Here is a 26,234-nt window from a genome sequence, read left to right on the forward strand (position 1 = left end):
GGCATGAAGAAAATAAACATAATAATGTTTGCTTTAATAACGGTAGTTTTATCCGCTTGTTCTTCAAGGTCTGTCGATACCAATACATATTATTGGGGTAATTACTCGGATCTTATATACAGTTATTACAATGAGCCGGGGGATTTTACGAAGCAAGAAAACGGTTTTAATGAAATCATCAAAATGGCAAAAGATGCGCAGAAACCTGTCGCACCCGGCGTATACGGGCATTTGGGGCTTGTCTTATTAAAACAAGGTAAAACGGCGGAAGCGCAAAATGCTTTTCTTCAAGAGCAACAATTGTTCCCTGAAAGTAAAACGTTCATGCAGTATTTACAGCGTAAGAAATAAGGACAAGTAGAATGAAAAAATTACTAATTTTACTTTCGGGTATTTTATTCTTATCCGGATGCGCTCAACAGCAGAAACCGTCTTATGATTATAGTGCCTTGAAAGAAAGTAAGCCGAAATCGATTTTAGTGTTACTACCGGTGAATAATTCTGTTGATGTAAAGGCCGATACCAGCGTATTAGCGAGAGTGACTTATCCTCTAGCCGAATTAGGGTATTATGTTTATCCGGTCGCCCTTGTGGATGAAGTGTTTAAACAAAACGGCTTAACGGACGGTAATGCCATTAGGAGTGCGAACATTAAGAAAATCTATGATATTTTCGGTGCCGATAGTATTTTATATCTAAATGTAGATAAATACGGTACCAGCTATAAAGTTTTCGATAGTGTGACGGAAGTAGAGCTTGAAGGAAAATTAATTGACCTTAAAACAGGCAAAACACTTTGGGACGGTACAGGTCGTTTTGCCGAAGGATCTACACATAGTAATGACGGTGCATTAGTTGCTTTAGTAAAAGCGGCTGTTAGCCAAGTTGTAGATACGACGAAAGATAAAGGTTATGAAGTTTCCGCTTCTGCAATGAGTTCTTTAGTTCATGTCGGAAAAAACGGCGGTTTGTTAGTCGGTCCTCGCCATTCTTTATATGGAAAAGAAGACGTTAAAAAATAGCTGTATATTATATAAGCTCTTAACTTATTAGGGGCTTATTTTAACTTAGGTTCACTAAGCGAATATCGATTATTTTCGGGCGTGCTATTGCATAAAAAGCCAATATCTTTTAGAATCCAAACGTTTGCCCTTTAATTAATTTAGGGCTTTAAGGATTTTAGTCTGCTGCTCAGCGGTCGATTTTAGAGTAAAACTTACAAGAAGGAATAATACTATTAAACCTGTAAAACGTGTTCAGACAAATCGCGCACATCGTCTTAATGATGAAATTCGTGGCGTGAAGGAAGTTCGCTTAACTGATGAGAATGGCGAACAAGTTGGTATCGTATCAATTCAAGATGCTTTGGCGAGAGCGGAAGATGCTGAATTAGATTTAGTTGAAATCAGCCCTAATGCAGAACCGCCGGTTTGTCGTATTATGAACTACGGTAAGTTCATCTACGAAAAAGAAAAAGCTGCAAAAGAGCAGAAGAAAAAACAAAAAGTCGTACAAGTGAAGGAAATTAAATTCCGTCCGGGTACAGACGAAGGCGATTATCAAATTAAGTTACGTAGCATTTTACGTTTCTTGGAAGACGGCGATAAAGTTAAAATTACCGTACGTTTCCGTGGTCGTGAAATGGCTCACCAAGATATCGGTTTAGACGTTTTGGATCGCGTTAAAACGGATACGGCTGAAGTGGCGGTTGTTGAATCGGCACCAGGCAAACTGGAAGGTCGTCAAGCGGTAATGGTCATTGCACCGAAGAAAAAATAATTTATTCTTGCATAAAACGGGCGGATCTTATAAAATCCGTCCGTTTTCTCTTTTGTAAAAAAGAGAAACAAAAGCAATCTACAGGCACATTTCGCAGCCTGATTTGCTTTTTAGCCGTAAAGGGCTATGAGCGGTAACGCTCTGTTCGAGATAATTAGTGCTTTGCAAGTAAAAAGACGGTTAGCGATAAGCGTATTTTTCGCCTGATTATTATGTATTAGATAAAACAATGCGGAGTTTATAAAACAATGCCTAAAATTAAAACAGTACGTGGTGCTGCTAAGCGTTTCAAGAAAACAGCTTCAGGCGGTTTCAAACGTAAACAATCTCACTTACGTCATATTTTGACTAAGAAAACCACTAAACGTAAACGTCACTTACGCCACAAATCAATGGTAGCGAAAGCAGACCAAGTATTAGTAGTAGCGTGCTTACCATACGCATAAGCGTTGAGTCAAGTTAAAACGTACTTTAGTGAATTTTAGTTAATTATATACATTAGGAGATTTAATAATGGCTCGTGTAAAACGTGGTGTTATTGCAAGAGCACGCCATAAGAAAGTTCTTAAGGCTGCTAAAGGTTATTATGGTGCGCGTTCACGTGTTTATCGCGTTGCGTTCCAAGCTGTAATTAAAGCTGGTCAATATGCTTACCGTGACCGTCGTCAACGTAAACGTCAATTCCGTCAATTATGGATTGCACGTATCAACGCTGCAGCACGTCAAAACGGTTTATCTTACAGCAAATTCATCAACGGCTTGAAAAAAGCTTCTGTTGAAATCGACCGTAAGATTTTAGCTGACATCGCTGTATTCGACAAAGTTGCATTCGCAGCTTTAGTTGAAAAAGCAAAATCTGCTCTTTAATTTTAAAGAATAGAGATTAGGACGCCTTCGGGCGTCCTTTTTTATAGGATGCGAAAATTAATCGTTATTCGAGGGCATTCCGGCTCGGGTAAATCTACTTTTGCCAAACAAAAAATAGCGGAATTTGAGCAGCATTTTCCGAGCGGTAAAGTTTTTCATATAGAGCATGACCAATTTCTATATGAAAACGGCGAATATATTTGGACGAAAGAAAGGTTCCAATCCGCTAAAATATTAGCGAAGCAGAAATTAGCGTTGGCTTGGGAATTTGCAAAAAATCATCCGCAAGTGCCGATATTGATTGTGATTAGTAATGTGAATATCGCTTTGCAAGCGGTCGAAAAATACCAAAATATTGCAAATTCGTTACGGATGAAGATAGAAAAGTATCGATTGATGAATTTCTTTAAGAATCAACACGATGTTGATGTCTATACGGTATTAAATATGTATTTAATGCTAGAACAGCAGCCGTTAGCGGACGAAATTATCATACAACCGATCAAGCAAATGCCTTATTTTATGCGTATAATTTTAGAAAAAATGCGTAAGCGTAGGGATAAAAAAGACATACAAGCGGTCTAACTTTCGCTTATTTTTACAAAGAGGAAAAAATAATGAAAAAATTAATGTTACTTGCGTTATCTTTAGTGACGGTAGCTTGTTCCGCACCCGAGCAACAAAGTACGGTTCCGATGGATATGCAGGCGGTAGCCGAATATCAACAACGAGTGACGAGCGGTAATACCGTTTCGGAAAAACAAAAACAACGCGTGGCGCAACAAATTGAGCCGGACGAACCGCTTAATCAAAGCGATAAGCGTCCGAAAGTCGTCAGACAGGTGGTAAGAGAACCGGTAATTTATCCAAGCATTGGTGTCGGTTACGGTTATCATAGACACCATTGGTAAAAGCACAAAGCTCCGATTAAGTGATCTGCCCCCCAAAAGTTGGACTAAACCTCCAACGGATTAAGGTGCAGATTTTTTATGACTAAATATAACTCGCTATTCAAACAACAAGTCATCGAGTTTTATCTTCAAAATGACAAAAACCGTTTATTCACTCAACGACATTTTCAATTATCCAAGAAAACCTTAACTCGATGGATTGCTCAATTTAATCATAACGGAATCAATGGGCTAGCGGTGATAGGTAAGAAGCAAAAATATTCCCCCGAATTCAAATTAACCGTCATACAAGCGGTCAAAAAGGGGCAATTTTCTGCGGAAAGCGCCTCCCTTCATTTTGGCATTGCTAATTCAGGTTCGATTAGCCAATGGTTGCACATCTTTGAAGAACAAGGTATAAACGGCTTATTACCCAAGCCCAAAGGTCGTCCGACAATGAAACCGAAATACCCCAAAATGCCTCCCCCACCTAAAACCGAGGAAGAACGCTTACGTTATCGTATTTTAGAGCTGGAAGCGGAGGTCGCTTACCTAAAAAAGTTGCGGGAGTTCAACCAACAAAAAATGCGGCAAAAGCAGCCATCGTAAAAACGTTGCGAGTGGATTTTCCCTTAGAAATCCTCCTCCCTTTGACTGGTTTAAAACGTAGTACGTTCTTTTATCACTTACCGCCTAAAATCGATAAAAATGCAGTGATTAGGCAGAAAGTGATTGAGATTTATCAAGATAATGATGGCAATTACGGCTATCGTCGTATTACATTAAAATTAAGCGATTTTTTTTGGTGCGATTAACCATAAGCGTGTTCAAAGGATAATGCAACAGCTTGATTTAAAAGGGAAATGTAAGCAGAGGAAATATCGTTCTTATCAAGGTGAAGTGGGTAAAATTGCCGAGAATGTATTGCAACGGGATTTTCACGCAACGGCGCCAAATGAAAAGCTCGTCACGGATATCACCGAGTTTAAATGTGCGGAAGGCAAGCTCTATTTATCGCCTATTAAGGATTTGTTTAATAGTGAAATTCTTGCTTATGATTTAGCAAGAAGCCCTAACTTTGAGCAAGTGATGCGGATGCTAAAGCAAGCGGTCGCAAAACTGCCTAAGGACGCTAAACCGATTTTACATTCCGACCAAGGCTGGCAATACCGGATGGCAGGCTATCAAGAAATGCTGAGAAAACATCATATTAAACAAAGTATGTCGAGAAAAGCGAATTGCTTGGATAATGGGGCAATGGAAAGTTTTTTGGGCGATTGAAAACGGAATGTTACTTTGGTAAGCGATTTGAAACTTTCGAACAACTTGAGAAAGTGATTCACGAGTACATTCATTATTACAACAATGAGCGTATTCAAGTGAAATTAAAAGGACTCAGCCCTGTACAATACAGAACTCAGTCCTTAAATTAAACAGTCTAACTTTTTGGGGTCAGATCAAAGTCGGAGCTTTTTCTATGCTAATTCGAAATATCTTTGCGGAAAGAAACCATTAATTGGTCGATTTTAAAATTCTCGGTATCAATAATTTCAAATTTATACTGATCATAGAGAACAAAATCGGTTTTTTTGGGGATTTTGCGTAACATATACATCATAAAACCGCCGATGGTTTCATAGTTTTCCGCATTCGGGAAACTTTCGATTTCTAACGCTTTCATCACGTCTTCAAGCGGAGTCGCACCGTCAATCAGCCACGAATCTTCATCTCGGCGGACAATTTGTTCCTCTTCGGTGGAAACCAATTCGCCCATCACGATACTCATTACGTCATTGAGGGTTAGAATCCCCACTACTAATGCGTATTCGTTTACAATAACCGCAAAATCTTCGCCGGCGGATTTAAACAGCTCCAAAACTTCGTACAGCGAGAGCGTATCCGGAATAAAAAGCGACTTTTTCAGTAATTTCGCATCCGTTAGCGACACGTTATCGTTTTTTAGGTACTGTGTCAGGAGATCGTGGGTTTCGATATAACCTAAGATTTTATCTAGTCCGTCATCACAAATCAGCACTTTGGAATAGGGATCTTCGCCTAATGTTTCCAATACTTTTTCACGGTTGTCTGTGCGGTTTAAAAAAACGATATGCTCACGCGTGGTCATGGTTGAGGTCACACGACGTTCTTGCATTTCAAACACATTTTCAATTAAGTAATGTTCTTGCGCTTTTAAAATGCCGGCTTTTGCTCCCGCATCAACCACCGCAACAATATCTTCGGAGGTCATATTGTCTTGGCGTACGGTAGAAACGTGGAAAAACTTAAATAACGTATTGGCGATCCAATCGAAAAATAGTACGAGCGGTTTAAATAAGGCGATACAAAACATCATAACGCCGATGGTGCGCACTGCTACTTTTTCTGGGTATGTCATCGCAATACGCTTCGGCATTAAGTCTGCAAAGAGCACGAATGCAGAGGTAACGATGATAAAGGCAATCCAAGAGGCGGCACTATTAACCCATTCCGCTTGCGTATATTTGGAAAGTAATTCACTAAAGTAAGGATTAATTGCACTTTCTCCGACCACACCGCCGAGAATTGCCACCATATTTAAGCCGATTTGCACCACGGTAATAAAACGTCCAGGCTGCTCTTGAAGTTTTAAGACTTTTTCGGCACGGAGGTCGCCTTCGTTGATCATTGATTGCAGTTTCAATTTCCTTGCGCCGGCAAGTGAGATTTCTGCCGAAGAAATTACCGCACTGGTAACAATTAATAATAAGATAATTAAGCTTGCTTCAAATAAGCTCATAAAATCCTCTGGTTGATAAGTTTGAATGTATAAAATTATAACATTAAATGTTTTTTAGATGCTCGGCATTGCCAAGTTTTGCCCAAAATCGACCGCTTGTCGGCTGGCTTTGGATACAAAAAGATTCGCCTTGATAGTCAAATTTTAGCTGATAAGCGTGTAAGTAAACCCGATCCGCTGCCGTGCCGGCATAGCGTTGATCGCCTAAAATCGGGCTACCTAAGCTTTTCATTGCCACTCTTAATTGATGTGTTTTGCCGGTTTTCGGTTGCAAAATAAAATGGCGTAAGTTCGGTTCAAGCGAATGCGAAACAAATTGGGTCACAGCCGGATTTTGTTTGCTATGGAATAGTTTCCACGCACCGTTACGACTTTTTTGCATATCACCGCTAATTTTACCTTGTTTCTTTTTCGGTTTTTGATCGCTCAACGCCCAATAGGTTTTCTCGATCTTATGCTGTTCAAATAGGTGGTAAAAGTGTACGGCAGCTTGTTTGTTCAAGGCGAAAATCAATAAGCCGGATGTGACTTTATCTAAGCGATGTACCAGCCATACTTGTTCCGCTTGTAATTGTTCGGCGAGGTTTTCGGTTAATCCGATCGCTTCCTCGTCTTTGTGTACACTCACGCCGACCGGTTTATCAATCACAACAAAGTCGTGATGTTGGAAGCAAATAGTCAATTTTTCAGTCATTTTTTGCTATACTCCGATAAATTTTGTCTATTTTAACAGGGAATTGAATATGGCACTCAACATTTATTTAGTCCGCCACGGGAAAACCGTCTGGAATTTGGAAGGGCGTTTGCAAGGCTCCGGCGATTCACCTTTGGTTGAAGAAGGTATTGAAGGGGCAAAAAAAGTGGGGAGAGCGTTAAAAGCGGTTAAATTTGCCGCCGCTTATTCCAGTATGCAAAAACGAGCGCAAGATACCGCAAATTATATTTTGGCGGAAAATAATGATAAGAACATTCCGCACTTTCACCACTTCGGTTTGAACGAGTTCGATTTTGGGCTTTGGGAAGGTACGAAATCGGTAGATTTATATTCAAATGATGAATATTGGACGATGAAAAAAACACCGGCGGAATATCGTGCGGAAACGAATGGCGGTGAAACTTATGAAGATCTTTATAGCCGTGTGATTAAAGTGTTTAATCAAATTGCACAGTTACATCAAGATAATGAAAACATATTAATTGTTGCACATGGTATGACATTAACTGTTCTCACAGCGGTATTACGAGGCTTGCATTGGTCGGAATGTCGTGACGAAACTAAACACAGTTTTGTGATTAACACCGCGATAAACCGAGCGGTTGTAGAGAAGGGTAAGGCTGAATTAGTTGAGTTTAACCGCACGGAACATTTGGCTTAGATTTGCAAAAAATCCAAAAATAAGACCGCTTATTTGCGTTGTTCAAATTAGCGGTCTTATTCTTTTTTATTGGGCTTCAAACCAGCTTTCTAAAATTAAACAGGCGGAAATCGAATCCACTTTATCTTTTTTTAAGGCTTTGTAACCGCCTCGTTCAAAAATTTCCGCTTTTGCTGACACTGTTGTAAGGCGTTCGTCTTGTAACTCAACCGGCAAATTAAAGCGTCCGTTTAAGCGATTCGCAAATTTTTTCGCTCGTTGAGTAAGTGGCTGTTCGCTGCCGTCCATATTGAGCGGTAAGCCGACCACTAAGCGTTCCGGCTGCCATTCTTTGATCACTTTTTCAATTTGATCCCAGTTCGGAATCCCGTCTTGCGCTTTAAAAGAAGGAAGTCCCTGTGCAGTGCCGGTAATATCTTGTCCGACCGCACAACCGATGCTGTAAGTACCGAAATCAAATGCGAGAATTGTTCTTGCCATATTATCCTTTTGCAAAAAATGGTTTGTTTTTGACCGGCTGCTTAAGCCGTCATTAGGCTCTGCCGGCGCGGGCTAATACACCTGAAATACCGAGCATTTCATTCGCTTCTACCCAACGTTCTAAATAACCGGTTTCGAATAAGGTTTTGTCGTTCGCTTCGGAAATCAGCCAGTAATTACGTGCGATTTCTTGTTCGAGTTGTTCCGGTTTCCACGTAGCACAACCTAAGCAGACAATAAATTTTTCCGGCGCTTCCGGTTTGCCGAGGCTATCCAGCACATCGCCGGAAGTGGTCAGTAAAATATTATCGGTAACACGATAGCTGTGTAAAAATTCCTGTTCGGTTTTGGTGTGAATAATAAAACCGCGATCTTGGCTGACAGGCCCGCCGCTTAAGACCATTTGATCTTTATGATAATTACGTTGATTCGCCATTTGGAAATCCATACGGGTAATCAATTCCAACACGGATAAATCGGTCGGCGTGTTAATCACTAATCCCATCGCACCATTACTGTTATGTTCGCAAATATAAATTACCGTGCGATCAAAGTAATCGTCATCAATTTCCGGCGTTGCAATCAAAAATTTGCCTTGTAAATTTTCTAACATTAAATATCTCCAAAACAAACCTGTAGGGCTGTAATTGCTGCGAGTGAGGCGGTTTCCGTACGCAAGACTCGTTTGCCGAGTAAAACTTCGGTAAAGCCTTGGGTTTCGGTCATCTCGATTTCTTCAGCGGATAAGCCGCCTTCCGAACCGATTAATAAACGCACACCGGCTTCAGGCACATTCGGTAACTGGCGAATAGTATATTTCGCTCGAGGATGCAGATTTAATTTCAGCATATCGTCTTGTTCTTTACACCAGTCGGTCAGTTTCATAATCGGGCGAATTTCAGGAATCTCATTACGTCCGCATTGTTCGCAAGCGGCAATCGCAATTTTTTGCCATTGCTGTAGTTTTTTGTCTTGGCGTTCATCGTTCAGTTTCACCCCGCAACGTTCAGACCAAAGCGGAGTAATGGTTTTTACGCCTAGCTCAACCGATTTTTGAATGGTAAATTCCATCCGATCGCCGCGAGAAATCACCTGCCCTAAGTGAATCGGTAAATTGGATTCACGATTATCCAATTCGCTACCATCAATTTTTGCAATAATTTGCTTTTTCCCGACCGCTTGTAATGTGGCGTGGAAAATATGGTTTGAGCCGTCAAATAAAATAATTTGCTCACCTTCCGTCATTCGTAATACTCGACCGACGTGATTGGTCGCATCTTCACTTAAAATACAATCGGTTCGGTTTGCTAATAATTCGGGATGATAGATTCTTGGAATACGCATAAGATGTTCTTTAATCAACAATCATTAGTGACTATTATTATGAAAATGACTTGTGAAATAAACGCTGGATAACAATTTAAATTGAGAAGAGAATTATCTCTCATATTAAACAAGCGGTCGGATTTACAAGATTTTTTGCAAAATATTACCGAAATCAGACCGCTTGTATTATCGCTTATTTAAACTGGTGAATTGCATTTGAGATTTCATTGTCGTTGTAGATCGCTTTAACGACATCATCGTACGCTTGACCTAACACTTTTTTAATATCGTCGTTATCCGTAGTGACGGCTGCGCCTTCATAGCCTCGGGTTGCATTAAAGTTTTTGCTGAAGTTGCCTTTCGAGCCTTTCACCGCAACTTCAACGCCTACCGCCGCATTGACTTTATATAATAAGTTGCCTTGTTCAACCGTTGCAAAGAATTTGCGAACGCTCACAATTACATTGGCATTCGCTGCGCCTTGTACCAATTGGAAACCTTTGGCGTTTAAATCTTGTTGCACCGCTTGTTGGAACATTAAACCGACTTCCGGGCTTGAGGTTAAATAAGTTATTTGACCGTTTTTCGTATAACTTGCCACCTCACGAGAAGTTCGTAGGTCTTGTGTTAAAACACTCACCGCCGCCGTTTGGTTATTCGTGTTAAACGTTGCGGTCGGACTCGGCGTAGTAAAGTTTAAGACGTTTGATTGCGATTGGCAGCCCGTTAATACGGCTGTTGCTAACGTAGTTGCGATAAGTAAAACTTTTTTTGATAATTTCATAAGAGATCCTTTTAATTGATAATTCGTTATTGATAATGGATAATGCACTTAATAAGACAATAGCGCGACAACATTGTTACGCAATTATTACTTATCAACTGTTAATTGGCAATTCATAAGGAATAAAAATGTTGATAGAACAGGCCATTCGAGATAAATTAACGGCGCAGTTTTCTCCCGTTTTTCTCAATATTGAAAACGAAAGTTATATGCACAGTTCGGGCAGAGGGGCGGAATCGCATTTTAAAGTGACGTTAGTCAGCGAAACTTTCGAGGGAATAAGAACGGTGGCTTGTCACCGAGCGATTTATACTTGTCTTGCGGATGAGTTGGAAAACGGCGTTCATGCGCTGGCATTACATACTTATACGCCGACGGAATGGGCGGAGAATAACGGTATGGTGCCGAAATCGCCGAATTGTGCGGGTGTCGGTTTATAAATTGCTGATAATTAATTTATTTTATAAATAAAATGCTTGCTTAGTCCGGTAAAAATCGGTATAGTTCCACTATCTTTCAAATATATTTTAATGTATATTTTTTAGTAATTCGGTGAGATGTCCGAGTGGTTGAAGGAGCACGCCTGGAAAGCGTGTATATGCGAAAGTGTATCGGGGGTTCGAATCCCCCTCTCACCGCCATTATTAATTGAGAAAGATTCCTTACTGTTTTCATAGATATTTCCTTGGTTAAGTTAAAGTAATTAATTACTTTTTTAATTATTATTTTCATCCCCGGTTTTTCCGGGGATTTTTTTATCCGGCGTATTGGCGTTCGATATGAAAAAGCCCGTAACATCGAATGCTACGGGCTTGGTTTTATCGGTTGTTTCTTATTTCACTTTGTGTAATACGTACGGACTATTGGCGATTTTTGCCGAGTTGCCGTTGGCATCACAAATTTCGGCTTGCATATCATTAACTTTAAATGCAAGCGAACCCGAATCTCTTTCTAAACGAATCACGCCTCGTTTATTTTGTTCCCACGTATAAGTGCCTTTATCGGTAAACGGATATTCTTTGCCGTTTTTGACATAAACGGTGTTATATTGATAGCTGTTATTATTACCTAAAATTAATTCGGCTTTGATTCGCTCGCAATCGGCACAAGGTAAATTGCCTTGGAACGTGCCTACGACGGATTTTTGAGGTAATAATGAGCATGCGCCTAATGTCATACTCAATGCAATGAAAGCAATTTTTTTCATACCGTTTTCCTTCTACAAATTAAAAATGTTTAAAACTCGGACTCACTCTGAATTGAAGCTCGGTCACGTTCGGAAAATCCGTTTGAATGAGTTCGAGTAATAAGGTTCTTTGCAACAGTAATCCTTGACGTATCGTTGCATTTTGCACCTCAAAGATAAGACAATTATCAACTAAATTTACAATACGGTAAAGACCGTGATACTGTCTTGGTAATAATTTTTGAATTTTTTGATTCAATAAGTTCAGCTCGTTAGCCCGTTGGACAATGCGAGATAAACTTGAGTTCTGTAAAACCTCTGTGATATTTCGTATTGTTGAATTTTTCATCTTTCTTCAAGCTACTGTCTTGATTTTACTTAAATTGACCCCATAATGCCTCCATTCTACTGGAATTTAGCGTATAATTAATATAATTTAATTGATTCATTGATGTTTTTAATGACTTTATTTCGACATTTTCATAAAACCCCTTTTTGGTCGCAACTTGTATTCGGACTTGTTGCGATTTTTGCGTTACCCGAAATTCAAGCGACGCTGAATCGTGAAAATGAACAAAATACCGTTATTAATCAATTAGTCACACAATATACTCAAGTAACGGAAGACGGCGAACAACAAACGCTTTTTATTGCAGAGCGCCATTTGGCGCAGATGAATACGACATCGCAAGCGGTTGTTTTTTGCAAAATTCTTACCAAATCCTACCGCTTTGATGGCGATGACAATCATCCTATCCGAGCCGGACCTATTGCCTAATCATTCGATTTTATTCGCTACGGAACACAAAGAGAGAAGCGTTTCTTCGTATCGTTGTGCGTATTCCGTATTTCTCACATTAAAAATAATCAGATTAGGACAAAAATAATGATTTCAAAAATTATCACTTCGATTTTCGGTTCAAGCAACGATCGTACTTTAAAACGTTTAAGAAAGCGCGTGGCGCAAATTAATAAACTTGAACCGGCATTTGAAAAATTAACCGATGAAGAATTACAATCGAAAACGGCGGAGTTTAAGCAGCGCTTAGCTGACGGTGCCAGCCTTGACAGTTTATTGCACGAAGCGTTTGCAACCGTGCGTGAGGCAAGCCGCCGTGTAATGGGAATGCGCCATTTTGACGTGCAATTAATCGGCGGTATGGTATTAACTAACCGTAATATCGCCGAGATGCGTACTGGTGAAGGTAAAACTTTAACCGCAACATTGCCTTGCTACTTAAATGCACTGACAGGTAAAGGCGTTCACGTTGTAACGGTGAACGATTATCTCGCACGCCGTGATGCGGAAACCAACCGCCCGTTATTTGAGTTTTTAGGTTTAAGCGTAGCGGTAAACGTGCCGGGGCTTCCGAATGAAGTAAAACGTGAAGCCTATAAAGCGGATATTACTTATTCAACCAATAGTGAGTTGGGTTTCGATTACTTACGCGATAACCTTGCGCACGCCAAAGAAGACCGTTTCCAACGCGAATTACACTATGCGTTGGTGGACGAGGTGGACTCGATCTTAATTGATGAAGCGCGTACGCCGTTAATTATTTCCGGTCCGGCGGAAGATGCGACGCAAATCTATCAAGCGATCGATACGATTATTCCGCACTTGGTTCAGCAAGATAAAGAAGACACCGAAGAATATACCGGTGAAGGCGATTTCACTTTAGATCTAAAAAATAAACAAGCGCATTTAACCGAACGCGGTATGGTGAAAGTGGAAGGTATTTTGACCGAAATGGGCTTAATGCAAGAGGGCGAAACGCTTTATCATCCGGCCCGTATCGCTTTATTACACCACGTTTATGCGGCGTTACGTGCGCATAAATTATTTGAATTAAACGTGGACTACATTGTAAAAGACGGTGAAGTGGTGATCATCGACGAACATACCGGTCGTACTATGGCGGGTCGCCGTTGGTCTGACGGCTTACACCAAGCGATTGAAGCGAAAGAAAAAGTTAATATTCAAGGTGAGAACCAAACGGTTGCGTCTATCACTTACCAAAACTATTTCCGTCTATACGAAAAATTAGCCGGTATGACCGGTACGGCGGATACGGAAGCGTTTGAATTCCAACAAATTTACGGTTTGGATACGATTGTGATTCCGACCAATAAACCGGTAATTCGTGACGACCGTACCGACTTAATGTTTAAGAGCGAACCGGAAAAATTTGCCGCAATTATCAAAGATATTCAAGAATGTATGGCTCGCCAACAACCGGTATTGGTCGGTACCGCATCGGTTGAGAAATCAGAACTTTTATCGGCGGAATTAACCAAAGCCGGTATCGCTCATAACGTATTAAATGCGAAATTCCACGCACAAGAAGCGGAAATCGTAGCCGAAGCCGGCGCGCCGGGTGCGGTAACCATAGCAACCAATATGGCGGGGCGTGGTACGGATATCGTGTTAGGCGGTAACTGGAAAGCGGAAATTGCGAAGTTGGAAAATCCGACCGAAGAGCAAATCGAAGCGATTAAAGCGGCATGGAAAGAACGTTATGACATTGTGATGAAGGCGGGCGGTTTACATATTATCGGTACCGAGCGTCACGAATCTCGCCGTATTGACAATCAGTTGCGCGGTCGTTCCGGTCGTCAAGGCGATCCGGGTTCATCACGTTTCTACCTGTCTTTAGACGATGCGTTAATGCGTATTTACCTGAATGAGGGTAAATTGAATATGATGCGTAAAGCCTTCTCTGAAGAAGGTGAGGCGATGGAGTCAAAATTACTGACTAAAGTGATCGCATCTGCACAAGCGAAAGTGGAAGCGCACAACTTTGACGGTCGTAAAAACTTATTACAATACGACGATGTTGCGAACGAACAGCGTAAAGCGATTTACGAACAGCGTAATTACTTGCTTGAAACCGAAGATATTTCCGCCATGATTGAAACCATTCGCGGCGATGTGTTCAATCGTGTTATCGACCAATTTATTCCACCGCAATCTATCGAAGAAATGTGGGATGTTGCCGGTTTAGAAGAAGCGTTAAAACGTCAATTCGGTATGGAACTGCCTATCCAGCATTGGTTAGAGCAAGAAAATGACTTACACGAAGAAACGTTACGTGAGCGTATTATTGATATTGCGGCACAAGAGTACCACGCAAAAGAAGAGAAAGTCGGCTCGGAAGTGATGCGCAACTTCGAAAAAGGCGTGATGTTACAAAACTTGGATGAGCTTTGGAAAGAACATCTTTCGGCAATGGATTATTTACGTAAAGGGATTCACTTACGCGGTTATGCACAAAAAGATCCGAAACAAGAGTATAAGAAAGAATCATTTGAAATGTTTACTAATATGCTCGATTTGTTGAAATCTAACGTAATTAGCGTGTTAAGCCGTATTCAAGTACGCAGTCAAGAAGAAATCGAAGAAGCGCAACGTCAGCAAGAAGCGATGGCGCAAGCGGAGTCGGAAAACTATCGTACGGCTGATCATCAGGCGGAAGCTCAACAATCGGAGTCTTTGACCGAAGAGCAGTTAGCAAATTTGGATATCGGTCGCAATGATCCTTGCCCTTGCGGCTCCGGCAAAAAATACAAACATTGCCACGGCAGTAAAGCAAGATATGCGTAATTAGTCTAAGCGGTCGTTTTTTCTGAATTTTTGCAAAATTTCCTGAAAAAATGACCGCTTTTCTTTTATGAGGTATCAATTCGAGCCGGTTTCTCTTTATTATGAAGGTTGTCGCAATGAGAAGTTGTTATGTCTGAAATAACGTTTGAACAATATCTCGCTTTATTAGTAGAAGAGCAGGACAGCGCAGCAACGCCATTTGAATGGCTGACGATTTTAAGAAAATACGATGAAATTATCCGCTTATTGCCGGACAAAGCGGTGCTATACCACAATCGTTGCACGGTATTGCAAAATTTGGGGCTCTACCAATTAGCGTTAAAAGATATAAATAAAGCGGTCGAACTTGCACCAAATTATGCGATTGCGTGGTGTAATAAAGCGATGTTACATAACTTGTTGGGCGATTATTCGCAGGGTTGGCAAGCTTACGAATGGCGTTGGCAAACGGGTTTACCGGCTTTTGAACCGTTGGAAATTAATATTCCGCAATGGCAGGGAGAAAATATCGGTAATGCCAAAATCTTGTTTCATGTAGAACAAGGATTCGGCGACAATATTCAGTTTGTGCGTTACGCCTTGGAGATGAAACGTCAGGGTTTAAATGTGGTGGTGCTTAATCATAGCGGTATCGAAAATTTGCTTAACGATAATTTAGCGCAACACGGTATTGAAACCATGCGAAACGGCGGACGAGTTTCGGGGTTGGCGTACCATTTGCCGATGCTAAGTGCGCCTTTGGTGTTTGGCTGTACGCTTGAAAATATTCCTTATTCAAACGGTTATTTGCAAGCTCAGCCGGAGTTCTTAGCAAAATGGCAAGAAAAAATCACCGCTTGCAGTAAACGACAACGTTTGAAAATCGGTGTGGTTTGGGCGGGGTCGGCAAAGCACAATCGGAATGCTTCTCGCAGCTTGCCTTTTGAGTTGTTTTCGCAGTTATTTGCGTTAGACGCTGATTTCCATTGTTTGCAAAAAGAGCTAAACGAGACGGATTACAAGCGGTCCGATTTATTCGAAAATTTGCATATTTGGCAGCAAGATATCGGTGATTTTTCGGATACCGCCGCATTAATTGCCCAAATGGATCTTGTGATCAGCGTTGATACTTCCGTTGCACATTTAGCGGCGGCAATGAGCAAACCGACTTGGGTCATGTTAAGTTATCACCCTGATTTCCGTTGGCTTTTAACTCGTCAAGACAGCCCGTGGTATGACAGCGTGAAACTTTTTCGCCAAGACGCTAGTCTGAATTGGCAATCCGTGATAAAAAATATTCAACAACAACTACAACACATACTCAAGGAAAATACATGAATAAACCCGTAATCCAAGTTGCAGCCGGTATTATCCGTAATGAATTTGGACAGATTTATTTAACGCAAAGGCTTGAAGGACAAGATTTTGCACAAGCGTTAGAATTCCCCGGCGGTAAAGTCGATGCGGGAGAAACGCCGGAAGAAGCGTTAAAACGCGAGCTGGAAGAAGAAATCGGTATTCACATATTAAGTGCGTTTCCCTATGAATCGTTCCGATTTGATTATCCGACCAAAGTAATTGAGTTTTTCTTTTATTTAGTGGAAGAATGGGTTGGCGAACCCTTTGGGCGTGAAGGTCAAGAAGGCTTTTGGGTGGCTCAAGCCGATTTGGACGAGAGCGAATTTCCGCCGGCGAATAGCCGTTTAATCCAGCGTTTAAAATCCGAAGTTTAAAAATGAACGGCATTTTATTAGAAATGCCGTTTTTTATGTCATAAAAAAATTTAAATTATCATTAATAAGAAATACTTGGAAAAGTATAAATTCTTTTTAAGATCAAGCCATATTACATTTACTTACTTTTGATTAATTATTCACTTTATGTGAATTTTTATTCTGTTTTGTGTTTGATATTGTGTCTGAATAAGAGTAAGATGTCTAACGTTTTAACAGCAATAAGGATTTATGATGAGTAAATATAAAATTTTTGTGGACGGAGCAGTCGGTACGACCGGTTTACGTATTTTTGGCCGTCTAGCCAGTGCGGAAGATATTGAATTATTAAGCTTGCCGGAAGAATTACGTAAAGATCTTAATGCTAGAGTGGCAAAAGTCGCGGAAGCGGATTTGACTTTCCTCTGTTTACCGGACGAAGCCTCTAAAGAATTAGTGGCTCATGCACCGGCGGATGCAAGAATTTGCGATACTTCAACCGCTCATCGTGTTAATCCGAACTGGACCTATGGCTTTGCAGAATTTTCCGGGCAGTTTGAAAAAATTCAAAATGCGAATCGGGTCGCCGTACCGGGTTGTCACGCCACAGGTTATATTGCTTTAGTTCGTCCTCTTATTGAAAAAGGTGCATTGAGTGCCGATTATCCACTTTCTTGCCATTCGCTCACCGGCTATTCCGGCGGCGGTAAAGCGATGATCGCCGAATATCAAAATCCGGATCGCGAACAAAAATTTAGTGCGCCTCGTGTCTACGGATTGGCTCTCAAACATAAACATTTACCGGAAATGCAAGCGCTTACCGGTTCAAATCATCCTCCTATTTTCACTCCGGTTGTTGCCGACTATTACAGCGGAATGTTGGTGACTGTACCGCTCCCTGTTTCCGCTCTTTCACAAGCGGTCAATTCTGCCGAAAAAATTGCAAATTTATTCAGCGAATATTACCAAAACTCAAAATTGATTACGGTTCATCCCGCTTGCTCGCTACCTGAAGACGGAATGTTGGCGGCGAATACATTTAGCGGCAAAGACAGCCTTGAAATCTTTGTTTACGGCAACGAAACGCAGCTGTTATTGTGTGCACGTTTTGATAATTTAGGCAAAGGGGCATCCGGTGCGGCGGTACAATGTATGAATATTATGCTAGGTCGTGAAGAAACAGCCGGACTAGACGTGTAGTCAGCGTGAGATATTATTTGGGGTTTAGAATGTTACAAAACGAAGTTGAAAATTTTGCAAATCTGTTAGAACAAGCGACCGTTTATCTTGCTCCGTATCAAGAAAAAATTATTGTGGTGAAGTACGGCGGCAATGCGATGATCAATGAAGATCTTAAAAAATTGGTAATGCAAGACATTTTATTGCTGAACCAATTAGGCGTGAAAGTGGTATTAGTGCATGGCGGCGGGCCGGAAATTTCACAGGGGGTGAAGTTACTCGGCAAAGAACCGCAATTTATCAATGGCTTACGAGTTACCGATCAAGATACGATTAATGTGGTATTACAAATGCTCGCTGGTAAAGTGAATAAAAGTTTGGTGGCGCTATTAAAAGGTAAAGGCGTTGGCTTATGCGGTATTGATGCGAATATGTTGCAATGCGAAAAGTTACAAGCTGAAGTAGATTACGGCTTTGTCGGTGAGATTGTGAAAGTAAATACTCAATTATTGGAACTTGCGTTAAGTGCAAATTTAATTCCGGTGATTTCTACGGTTGGCGTAGATGATCAAGGCGTAGCTTATAATATCAATGCGGATACAGTAGCGAGTGAAATTGCCATGGCACTAGGAGCGGCGAAACTTGTGAGTATGACGGACATCGCCGGCTTATTACGCGATCGTTTTGATGAGAGTACGCTGATTCCTGAAGTTGAGGTCAGCGAGGTGCAAGGCTTAATTGATCAAGGCATTATTGCCGGCGGTATGATTCCGAAAATCGCCTGCTGTACCGATTTTATTAACGCCGGTGGCATTGAAGCGAATATCATTGACGGACGAGTACCGCATGCCATTTTAGTCTCATTATTCGGCGGTAAAAACGGTACGCTTTTTTATAAAAAATAATTAGGAAGACAATATGAACAGCAACGACATCAAACAATTAGATGCGGATTATATCGCACAAACTTACGGTAGATTTAACCTCGCCCTTTCACACGGAAAAGGTTGTGACGTATGGGATTTTGAAGGCAATCAGTATTTAGATTTTACTAGCGGTATCGGGACAAACAGCCTTGGCTGGGCGGATGACGGTTGGCTGGCGGCGGTAACTACGCAAGCAGGCAAATTACAGCATACTTCAAATATATTTTTTACCGAGCCGTCTGCTGTACTGGCTAAAAGTTTGGTTGAAGCAAGCGGTCTAAAACGTGTGTTTTTTTGCAACTCGGGGGCGGAAGCGAATGAAGGAGCGATTAAAACCGCACGTAAATATAGCCATGATAAATACGGTAAGGGCAGAGCGACCGTACTCAGTTTAGTCAATTCATTCCACGGACGTACGATTTCAACCCTTGCCGCAACAGGACAAGATGTGTTTCATCAACATTTCTTCCCATTTACACAAGGTTTTGAACATACGCCGGCGAACGATTTAGATGCCTTACATGCACGTCTTGAACAAGATGACGTGTGTGCGATTATTTTAGAAATCGTACAGGGTGAGGGTGGTGTTTGTGCATTAGATACTGAATATTTACAAGGCGTACAAGCGATTTGCCAAGCCAAAGATATCATTTTGATTATTGATGAGGTACAAACCGGTATCGGGCGCACCGGAAAATTGTTTGCTTATCAGCATTTCGGTTTACAGCCGGATATTATCACGCTTGCCAAAGGCTTAGGCGGCGGTTTACCGATCGGTGCTTTCGTATTAGGTGACAAATGCCAAAATACACTCGGTAAAAGCGATCACGGCTCAACCTTCGGAGCAAATCCGGTCTGTTGTGCGGCGGCGAATGCGGTATTAGCGAAAATAGATGAAAAATTCTTAGCGGATGTAGCGGCTAAAGGCGAAAAATTACGTGCGGCATTGCTTACCTTACCAAAAGTAAAATCGGTTTCCGGCTTAGGTTTAATGCTGGGTATTGAATTTGAGGATGGGGTAAAAGCCGCTGATGTGGTGGCGAAAGCAATAGAGAAAGGTGTATTAACACTTACTGCTAAAACCAAATTACGTTTATTACCACCGTTAGTGATTTCCGAACGACAAATCGATCACGGTGTCGCAGTGTTAAGAGAGGTTTTGGAAAGCCTGTAAGCGGTTAGATTTTAGCAATTTTTTGCAAATAACGTTTAAAAAATTTAAGACGAACGAATCCCCTTAAGTGAATCACTTAGGGGGATTTTTTTATTATGTTTAATCTATGCTATTGTAAATAAAGAGATATTTATACAATTTCTTACAAAATAATTAAAAATATTTGCTTTAATTTAAATGATAATTATTTTTATTTATAAAAGGAGAACTTAAATGAATGTGAAAAAATCACAAATTGCGATAGTAATAGCCGCAACATTACTGACCGCCTGTTCAGGTGGTAAAGGTGGTTTTGGCTTAGATAACACTCAAGAACAAATACCGAGGTATGATCCTAAAAAGACTAAACTTATAGAGTTTGGAGATGACGTTACCGAAGCGAAACCTTACGAGCAGTTACCGGAATTTTTACAACCGACTTTAGGTTCAGAAATTGCGATACCAAGACGTATTATCGGTCCTAAGGCGGAAGAACGAGTGGAACTTTCTCCGGATAACATTAAGCGTTTAGGCGGTAGTCTAGATGAAATTCCACATGCAAAAGAAATTGAAGATCACTCGGCTGTTAAAAAGTCAGGAGAGAAATTTTCCTTAGTTTATTCTCATGATAATAAATCCCCGCAACGTACAAGAAATATGGACTATGTTCGTTCCGGTTTTGTTTTTGCGCTAGGCGGATTTTCGACCAAGAAAAATGAGAAACAAGAGAATGTATATCGGTCAGGTAAAATCGGATATGTGTTTTATAAAGGAATAAATCCGTCTAAAGCATTACCGGTCGATAAAATTGTGAAATATGAAGGCACATGGGATTTCACTACCGATGCGGTAAATAAACGAAGAGCGCAAGGCTTTGAAGAGTCTTATATCGGAGATCGCTATGGTGCGATTTCCTATGATGAACCTATTAATAATGATAAATACGGAGCAGTCGGACATTCAAGTGAGTTTGTCGTGAATTTCGGTAAAAAGGAATTGACCGGTCAGCTATATCGAAATCATCCTATCCGTAAAGAGAATACTCAAGAAAAAACCAAACGCTACGATATTAATGCCAAATTATTTGGCAACCGTTTCCGCGGTAGTGCAAAAGCAACCGATCCGAAAGATCGTTATTTCGGCAAAGATGCCAATAATTCTTTAGAAGGAGGATTCTACGGACCGAATGCGGAAGAATTGGCAGGGAAATTCTTATCTAATGATAAATCGTTATTCGGTGTATTCGCTGCGAAGCAAAAAGGTCAGAAAGCCGAAACGGAAACGAAGTTCGATGCACGACAAATCGACCTAAAAGACTTTAAGCAAAGTGAGATGGATTCGTTCGGGCAGGCGAATTTACTTGTGATTGACGGGCATATTATTCCGTTACTCAAACAAAATTTTGATCATCAATTGGCAAATAAATCGGTAAAAGTAACCGCTTGTTGTGAGAACTTGGCAGATGTTAAATTCGGTACTTTTGACGTGGCAGGCGAAGGGCCAAAACTATATTTAACCGGAGAACGCACCGCCGTAGATGCCATTCCGAAATCGGGAGTATTTGCTTATAAAGGTAGCTGGCAAGGGCAAATCAGTAGCCAAGACGGTACGAAATGGCAAACACCGGAAAACAGTGCGGCATATTTACAAGTGGATTTTGATAATAAGAGAGTAAACGGTGGTTTTGGTAGCGGACCGACTAGCGGTACCGTATTGTCGCTTCAAGAAGGCGTAATAGATAAAAACGGTTTTTCCGGCGTCGTAAAAACACTTAAAGACGGTTTTAGCGCAAATGGAAAAACATTCCATGTTGATGGCAAAGTATCAGGTGGTTTTTATGGTAAGACGGCTTCAGAGATCGGTGGTAGTTTGTTAAGTACTGAGCAAAGTCAAGATAAGGCTGCCGGTGTATTCGGTGCAAAACGTCAAGTCGAGAAGAAATAGGGGAGAGCTAGAGAGTGAAGCAATTTAAATTAAGTTTAAGTTATATCGCAATCCAATCCGCTTTCCTGATTTTATCCGCACAAACTTATGCGAAGCAAAATGAAACGGAATTAGATACCGTTACAGTCAAAGCAAAAACGGAGATACACCGCCGACAAAACGAAGTAACAGGTTTGGGTAAAGTGACTAAAATCAGTAAAGATCTTGATAAAGAGCAGGTACAAAATATTCGTGATCTGACCCGTTATGATCCCGGTATTTCGGTAGTTGAGCAAGGAAGAGGCGCAAGTAGCGGCTATTCGATTCGCGGGGTAGATCGCAATCGTGTGGCATTACTAGTAGACGGGCTACCGCAAATTCAGTCCTATAAAAGTCTTTCTCTGTTTGCACAAAGCGGAGCAATTAATGAAATCGAATATGAAAATATTCGTTCGATTGAATTTAGTAAAGGAGCCAGTTCACAAGAATACGGTAGCGGTGCCTTAGGCGGTGCCGTCGGCTTCCGTACTAAAAATCCCGACGATGTGATTAAAGAAGGACAAAATTGGGGATTAGACAGTAAAACTGCGTATTCGAGTAAAAATAAGCAATTTAGCGAATCGCTTAGTTTTGCAGGTCGTTCCGGCGGATTTGAAGCATTGGTGCAATATACGCATCGAAAGGGCAAAGAAACGGAAATTCATAAAGATGCGACTAAGGTAAGGCAGTCCTTCTACCGTCTCGTGCCAAGAGAACTTAATTGGGATAAAAATCAAAGAGATAACTGGTTTGTCTTTGAAGACGAATGCCCGACCGGGCAAGGAAGTAATCCCGGCTGTGTTCCGCGTCCGATTTTACGAGGGGCGAAAGTGATAAAAGATTCGACTAATGCGAAAGATTACACAGGAGACGGGCGTATTGCACCGAATCCTATGAAATATCAGTCGGGGTCTTGGTTATTTAAATTAGCCTACCATTTCTCACCGCAACATTCGGTAAACGCCGTATTTGAACAAACTAAGCAACGCTATGATATACAGGATATGGCACAAGCCAAATATTCAAATTTATTACCGAATAATAAAGGAGAGCCGGATCGTAAAAAAACCGAAGTGGAATATTCGCTATTCGGTAGAAATTTCTATCCGGATGATCCTTCTCAAGCAATAGGTTATGGAAATACGCTTAATCCTAGTTTAGTGCGAAGTGCTTATTGGAGCAGAGCGAGATTTTTTGACGAACGGCATACGAAACGCCGCTTAGGGTTTGGTTATCAGTATAAGTCTGAAAATGATAAAGGCATTTTTGATCGTCTAAATCTCAATTTGGATCAACAAGATATTCGATTACTGACCAAGTTACACAGCCTAAGTTGTAGTAGGTACCCATATTTCGATAAAAATTGTAAGATAACGCCGGATAAGCGAGATGCGAATGCTACTTATGAACGGAATATTTATAAGGAACGTCATAAACAAGTACAGCTTTCTTTTGAAAAGGATTTAGCAATCGGGAAAACCCAGCACTTATTTAATTTATCCATGAGTTATGATCGTATGCGTTCCAACCATAAGCGAGATCAATTCGAACGCGTTTATTTAGTTTATTCTAAGGAAGATGAATCGGAGCATCCGTATTATGATGTCGGAAATCGAGATAAAGATGTCGGTTATTACAATAGCGGTACTTATAAATACCCGAGAATTATCGGTAAAAGACAAGCAATAGTCGCTCATAATAATTATTGTAAGTTTGATATGCATTATGGAAAACGCAAAGATTTTAGCGATTGTTCGGCACATATTACCAAAGGGCAGCATTATGCGATTGGCTTATCGGATCGTATTTTCTTCGGCGATAAGCTGGATCTAGGTTTGGGTGTACGGTATGACTATCATCGTTTTAAATCGGATGATGATTGGGTCAATACCGGTACACACAAGAATTTCTCTTGGAATACCGGACTGACGATTCGACCGAGAGAATATATCGCTTTATCTTACCGAGCTTCCAGCGGTTTTAGAGTACCGTCATTTGTTGAAATGTTCGGTCGTCGAGTTCCCGGTGCCGCAGATAACAAATATTGGCGTAGAGACTTACTTAAGAAAAAATTAACTTCGGAAAAAGCACTTAACCAAGAAGTCGGAGTGGCGTTTAACGGCAATTTAGGAGCATTGGAAGTCAGTTATTTTGATAACCGTTATCGAGACTTGATTGTCAGTGCGAAAGAAAAAGGGATTGACGGAATAGCGGGTTTCTATAATCTCCAATCGATTAATCTTAATGGGGTAAACCTATTGGGTAAACTCAATTGGCACGGTATTTGGTCGGCTTTACCGGACGGCTTATATTCAAATCTTGCTTATAACCGTATTAAAGTGAAAAACGTCGATACGAAGCCGAATTACGTGTTTGTACGTAGCCCGGTATTGGATGCGATACAGCCAGAACGCTATGTCGCCAGCTTAGGTTATGACGAGCCGAACGGTAAGTGGGGTGTGAATTATATTCTAACTTACTCTAAAGCGAAAAAAGCCAGTGAATTAATCGGTACGACGACTTACTATACCGGAGATGTGGTAAAAGGTGTGACGAATCAACGTACTCGACCTTGGTATATTTATGATGTTATTGGTTATTACACCTTTGCGAAACATTTTACCGTACGAGGTGGTATTTATAACCTAACCAATCGTAAATACAGTATGTGGGAAGCGGTTCGCCAAACTGCCGAAACCAATGTGATTCCGATTTATAATCGAGGCCATGCGAGTTATGCCGCACCGGGCAGAAACTATGTACTAAGTGTAGAAGCTAAATTCTAGCGAAGGAATAGATATAATAAAGGCACTCAACAGAGTGCCTTTATTTTTTATGAACGTTTCATTAATTCGAAGAATTCTTCGTTGGTTTTGGCTACGCCGAGTTTATCGATTAACCATTCCATTGCCGCTACTTCATCCATCGGATTCAGTACTTTACGTAACATCCACGCATTACGATGCTCTTCCGGCGACATTAATAAGTCATCTTTACGTGTACCCGAACGGTTAAACTCAATCGCAGGGAATACGCGGCGTTCCGCAATTTTACGAGAAAGGTGTAATTCCATATTACCGGTACCTTTAAACTCTTCAAAGATAACTTCATCCATTTTCGAACCGGTATCAACTAATGCCGTCGCGATAATGGTTAAGCTACCGCCTTCTTCTACGTTACGTGCCGCACCGAAGAAACGTTTCGGGCGATGTAATGCGTTTGCATCCACACCACCGGAAAGGATTTTACCGGAAACAGGCGTCACGGTATTGTAAGCGCGGGCAAGACGAGTGATTGAGTCTAATAGAATAACCACGTCTTTTTTATGTTCTACCGAACGTTTCGCTTTTTCGATTACCATTTCCGCAACTTGTACGTGACGTGTCGCCGGCTCGTCAAAGGTGGAAGCAATCACTTCACCGCGTACGGTACGTTGCATTTCCGTTACCTCTTCCGGACGTTCGTCAATCAGTAACACGATCAATTCACATTCGGGGTGATTATGGGTAATGCTTTGTGCGATATTTTGCAGAAGCACGGTTTTACCTGCTTTTGGCGGTGCAACGATCAGACCACGCTGACCTTTACCGATAGGGGCTGCTAAATCAAGAATACGAGCGGTTAAATCTTCGGTTGAGCCGTTTCCGCGTTCCATACGTAAACGTGAATTGGCGTGTAAAGGGGTTAAGTTTTCAAATAAGATTTTGCTGCGAGAAACTTCAGGTTTGTCATCATTGACGAGATCAACTTTTAATAGAGCGAAATAGCGTTCGCCTTCTTTCGGCGGACGAATTTTACCTTCGATTTTATCACCGGTTTGTAAGTTGAAACGACGAATTTGGCTTGGCGAAACATAAATATCGTCAGGGCCGGCAAGATATGAACTGTCAGCCGAACGTAAGAAGCCGAAGCCGTCCGGCAAGATCTCTAAGATACCTTGACCGAAAATATCTTCACCGCTTTTAGCGTGTTGCTTGAGAATAGCGAAAATAATATCTTGTTTACGTAAACGAGCTAAATTTTCTAAGCCCATTTGACCTTCACCGAGCGCAACAAGATCCGATACAGGAGTGTTTTTTAATTGAGTAAGATGCATAAGAAATAATTCTTGATAATTGTAAGATTGGATTAATTTAAGAATAAATAGATACGGATAATACCGTAAAAAGACGTGGCGAATAATACAGCAAAATCATCCAAATTGCAAATTCTTTGCAAAAATAGACCGCTTACGAGCATTTCTAAACGAAAAATG

Annotated in this window: 27 protein-coding genes, 1 tRNA gene and 1 pseudogene; 20 read left to right on the forward strand and 9 right to left on the reverse strand. The window is 41.0% G+C overall.

The window, feature by feature from the left end; genetic code table 11:
* Positions 1 to 3: 3 nt before the first annotated feature.
* The 8 genes and pseudogenes from DRF63_RS01140 (at position 4) to DRF63_RS01175 (ending at position 4,969) form a co-directional block, all read left to right on the forward strand.
* Positions 4 to 351: a DUF4810 domain-containing protein gene (locus DRF63_RS01140; RefSeq protein WP_011848337.1), complete on the forward strand. Its 348-nt coding sequence runs from the start codon at positions 4 to 6 to the stop codon at positions 349 to 351.
* A gap of 11 nt (positions 352 to 362) precedes the next feature.
* Positions 363 to 1,022 carry a DUF799 domain-containing protein gene (locus DRF63_RS01145; protein ID WP_005596036.1) on the forward strand — a complete coding sequence of 220 codons (660 nt, stop codon included), beginning with the start codon at positions 363 to 365 and terminating at the stop codon, positions 1,020 to 1,022.
* Positions 1,023 to 1,236: 214 nt separating this feature from the next.
* The gene (gene infC / locus DRF63_RS01150; RefSeq protein WP_080515067.1) at positions 1,237 to 1,779 is read left to right on the forward strand and encodes a translation initiation factor IF-3; all 543 of its coding nucleotides are present in this window, start codon (positions 1,237 to 1,239) and stop codon (positions 1,777 to 1,779) included.
* Between the two features lie 248 nt (positions 1,780 to 2,027).
* Positions 2,028 to 2,225 (forward strand): 50S ribosomal protein L35, encoded by a 198-nt coding sequence (gene rpmI, locus DRF63_RS01155; protein WP_005596065.1) that lies wholly within the window; start codon positions 2,028 to 2,030, stop codon positions 2,223 to 2,225.
* Positions 2,226 to 2,292: 67 nt separating this feature from the next.
* Complete coding sequence (rplT, locus tag DRF63_RS01160; RefSeq protein ID WP_005596075.1) at positions 2,293 to 2,646, forward strand: 50S ribosomal protein L20; 354 nt, start codon at positions 2,293 to 2,295, stop codon at positions 2,644 to 2,646.
* 48 nt (positions 2,647 to 2,694) lie between these two features.
* On the forward strand, positions 2,695 to 3,231 hold the full coding sequence (locus tag DRF63_RS01165; RefSeq protein WP_005596077.1) for a hypothetical protein: 537 nt from the start codon (positions 2,695 to 2,697) through the stop codon (positions 3,229 to 3,231).
* Between the two features lie 32 nt (positions 3,232 to 3,263).
* Positions 3,264 to 3,557, forward strand: a complete 294-nt coding sequence (locus DRF63_RS01170) for a hypothetical protein (RefSeq protein ID WP_005596079.1) — start codon at positions 3,264 to 3,266, stop codon at positions 3,555 to 3,557.
* A 78-nt stretch (positions 3,558 to 3,635) separates the two neighbouring features.
* A pseudogene (locus DRF63_RS01175) lies at positions 3,636 to 4,969 on the forward strand (IS3 family transposase).
* A 47-nt stretch (positions 4,970 to 5,016) separates the two neighbouring features.
* Here the strand turns inward: DRF63_RS01175 and paeA are convergent.
* Both paeA and DRF63_RS01185 read right to left on the reverse strand, forming a co-directional pair.
* Positions 5,017 to 6,312, reverse strand: coding sequence for a polyamine export protein PaeA (gene paeA, locus DRF63_RS01180; RefSeq protein ID WP_005596081.1), 1,296 nt, complete (start codon positions 6,310 to 6,312; stop codon positions 5,017 to 5,019).
* Between the two features lie 43 nt (positions 6,313 to 6,355).
* Positions 6,356 to 7,006: a TIGR01621 family pseudouridine synthase gene (locus tag DRF63_RS01185; protein WP_005596082.1), complete on the reverse strand. Its 651-nt coding sequence runs from the start codon at positions 7,004 to 7,006 to the stop codon at positions 6,356 to 6,358.
* A 49-nt stretch (positions 7,007 to 7,055) separates the two neighbouring features.
* On the opposite strand from DRF63_RS01185, the gene DRF63_RS01190 reads away from it, so the two are divergent.
* Positions 7,056 to 7,688: a histidine phosphatase family protein gene (locus tag DRF63_RS01190; protein ID WP_005596084.1), complete on the forward strand. Its 633-nt coding sequence runs from the start codon at positions 7,056 to 7,058 to the stop codon at positions 7,686 to 7,688.
* Between the two features lie 66 nt (positions 7,689 to 7,754).
* Here DRF63_RS01190 and ruvX read toward each other — a convergent pair whose 3' ends face one another.
* The 4 genes from ruvX to DRF63_RS01210 form a co-directional block, all read right to left on the reverse strand.
* The gene (gene ruvX, locus DRF63_RS01195) at positions 7,755 to 8,168 is read right to left on the reverse strand and encodes a Holliday junction resolvase RuvX (protein ID WP_005596085.1); all 414 of its coding nucleotides are present in this window, start codon (positions 8,166 to 8,168) and stop codon (positions 7,755 to 7,757) included.
* 52 nt (positions 8,169 to 8,220) lie between these two features.
* Positions 8,221 to 8,781 (reverse strand): YqgE/AlgH family protein, encoded by a 561-nt coding sequence (locus tag DRF63_RS01200; RefSeq protein ID WP_005596086.1) that lies wholly within the window; start codon positions 8,779 to 8,781, stop codon positions 8,221 to 8,223.
* On the reverse strand, positions 8,781 to 9,512 hold the full coding sequence (gene rsmE / locus DRF63_RS01205; RefSeq protein ID WP_005596087.1) for a 16S rRNA (uracil(1498)-N(3))-methyltransferase: 732 nt from the start codon (positions 9,510 to 9,512) through the stop codon (positions 8,781 to 8,783). Before rsmE ends, DRF63_RS01200 begins: the two co-directional genes overlap by 1 nt.
* A 175-nt stretch (positions 9,513 to 9,687) precedes the next feature.
* Positions 9,688 to 10,278 carry a YajG family lipoprotein gene (locus tag DRF63_RS01210; RefSeq protein ID WP_005596088.1) on the reverse strand — a complete coding sequence of 197 codons (591 nt, stop codon included), beginning with the start codon at positions 10,276 to 10,278 and terminating at the stop codon, positions 9,688 to 9,690.
* Positions 10,279 to 10,406: 128 nt separating this feature from the next.
* Here DRF63_RS01210 and DRF63_RS01215 point away from each other — a divergent pair, with 128 nt between their 5' ends.
* Positions 10,407 to 10,718 (forward strand): BolA family protein, encoded by a 312-nt coding sequence (locus DRF63_RS01215; RefSeq protein ID WP_005596090.1) that lies wholly within the window; start codon positions 10,407 to 10,409, stop codon positions 10,716 to 10,718.
* Between the two features lie 111 nt (positions 10,719 to 10,829).
* A tRNA-Ser gene (locus DRF63_RS01220) sits at positions 10,830 to 10,919 on the forward strand.
* A gap of 191 nt (positions 10,920 to 11,110) precedes the next feature.
* On the opposite strand, the gene DRF63_RS01225 is transcribed toward DRF63_RS01220, so the two are convergent.
* Both DRF63_RS01225 and DRF63_RS01230 read right to left on the reverse strand, forming a co-directional pair.
* Complete coding sequence (locus tag DRF63_RS01225; protein ID WP_005596091.1) at positions 11,111 to 11,485, reverse strand: copper resistance protein NlpE; 375 nt, start codon at positions 11,483 to 11,485, stop codon at positions 11,111 to 11,113.
* Positions 11,486 to 11,504: 19 nt separating this feature from the next.
* A complete protein-coding gene (locus DRF63_RS01230) occupies positions 11,505 to 11,813 on the reverse strand; it encodes a DciA family protein (protein WP_009875331.1) in 309 nt (102 codons plus the stop codon).
* Positions 11,814 to 11,915: 102 nt separating this feature from the next.
* Here DRF63_RS01230 and secM point away from each other — a divergent pair, with 102 nt between their 5' ends.
* From secM to DRF63_RS01275, 9 genes are all read left to right on the forward strand, one after another.
* Complete coding sequence (gene secM, locus DRF63_RS01235; protein ID WP_005596093.1) at positions 11,916 to 12,242, forward strand: secA translation cis-regulator SecM; 327 nt, start codon at positions 11,916 to 11,918, stop codon at positions 12,240 to 12,242.
* A 108-nt stretch (positions 12,243 to 12,350) separates the two neighbouring features.
* Positions 12,351 to 15,068: a preprotein translocase subunit SecA gene (gene secA / locus DRF63_RS01240; protein ID WP_005596094.1), complete on the forward strand. Its 2,718-nt coding sequence runs from the start codon at positions 12,351 to 12,353 to the stop codon at positions 15,066 to 15,068.
* A gap of 129 nt (positions 15,069 to 15,197) precedes the next feature.
* On the forward strand, positions 15,198 to 16,385 hold the full coding sequence (locus DRF63_RS01245; protein WP_005596095.1) for a tetratricopeptide repeat protein: 1,188 nt from the start codon (positions 15,198 to 15,200) through the stop codon (positions 16,383 to 16,385).
* On the forward strand, positions 16,382 to 16,780 hold the full coding sequence (mutT, locus tag DRF63_RS01250; RefSeq protein WP_005596097.1) for an 8-oxo-dGTP diphosphatase MutT: 399 nt from the start codon (positions 16,382 to 16,384) through the stop codon (positions 16,778 to 16,780). The genes DRF63_RS01245 and mutT overlap by 4 nt, the downstream gene beginning before the upstream one ends.
* 234 nt (positions 16,781 to 17,014) lie before the next feature.
* Positions 17,015 to 17,959: an N-acetyl-gamma-glutamyl-phosphate reductase gene (gene argC / locus DRF63_RS01255; RefSeq protein ID WP_043991727.1), complete on the forward strand. Its 945-nt coding sequence runs from the start codon at positions 17,015 to 17,017 to the stop codon at positions 17,957 to 17,959.
* A 29-nt stretch (positions 17,960 to 17,988) separates the two neighbouring features.
* Positions 17,989 to 18,843: an acetylglutamate kinase gene (gene argB / locus DRF63_RS01260; RefSeq protein WP_005596099.1), complete on the forward strand. Its 855-nt coding sequence runs from the start codon at positions 17,989 to 17,991 to the stop codon at positions 18,841 to 18,843.
* Between the two features lie 13 nt (positions 18,844 to 18,856).
* Positions 18,857 to 20,038, forward strand: coding sequence for an aspartate aminotransferase family protein (locus DRF63_RS01265; RefSeq protein WP_005596100.1), 1,182 nt, complete (start codon positions 18,857 to 18,859; stop codon positions 20,036 to 20,038).
* A gap of 213 nt (positions 20,039 to 20,251) precedes the next feature.
* Positions 20,252 to 21,961, forward strand: a complete 1,710-nt coding sequence (locus DRF63_RS01270) for a transferrin-binding protein-like solute binding protein (protein ID WP_005596101.1) — start codon at positions 20,252 to 20,254, stop codon at positions 21,959 to 21,961.
* A 14-nt stretch (positions 21,962 to 21,975) separates the two neighbouring features.
* Positions 21,976 to 24,765, forward strand: a complete 2,790-nt coding sequence (locus tag DRF63_RS01275) for a lactoferrin/transferrin family TonB-dependent receptor (protein WP_005596103.1) — start codon at positions 21,976 to 21,978, stop codon at positions 24,763 to 24,765.
* A 47-nt stretch (positions 24,766 to 24,812) separates the two neighbouring features.
* Here the strand turns inward: DRF63_RS01275 and rho are convergent, their stop codons facing one another.
* The gene (rho, locus tag DRF63_RS01280; protein WP_005596104.1) at positions 24,813 to 26,075 is read right to left on the reverse strand and encodes a transcription termination factor Rho; all 1,263 of its coding nucleotides are present in this window, start codon (positions 26,073 to 26,075) and stop codon (positions 24,813 to 24,815) included.
* Between the last annotated feature and the right edge of the window lie 159 nt (positions 26,076 to 26,234).

The sequence above is a fragment of the Actinobacillus pleuropneumoniae genome (assembly GCF_003290385.1).
GTDB lineage: Bacteria > Pseudomonadota > Gammaproteobacteria > Enterobacterales > Pasteurellaceae > Actinobacillus > Actinobacillus lignieresii.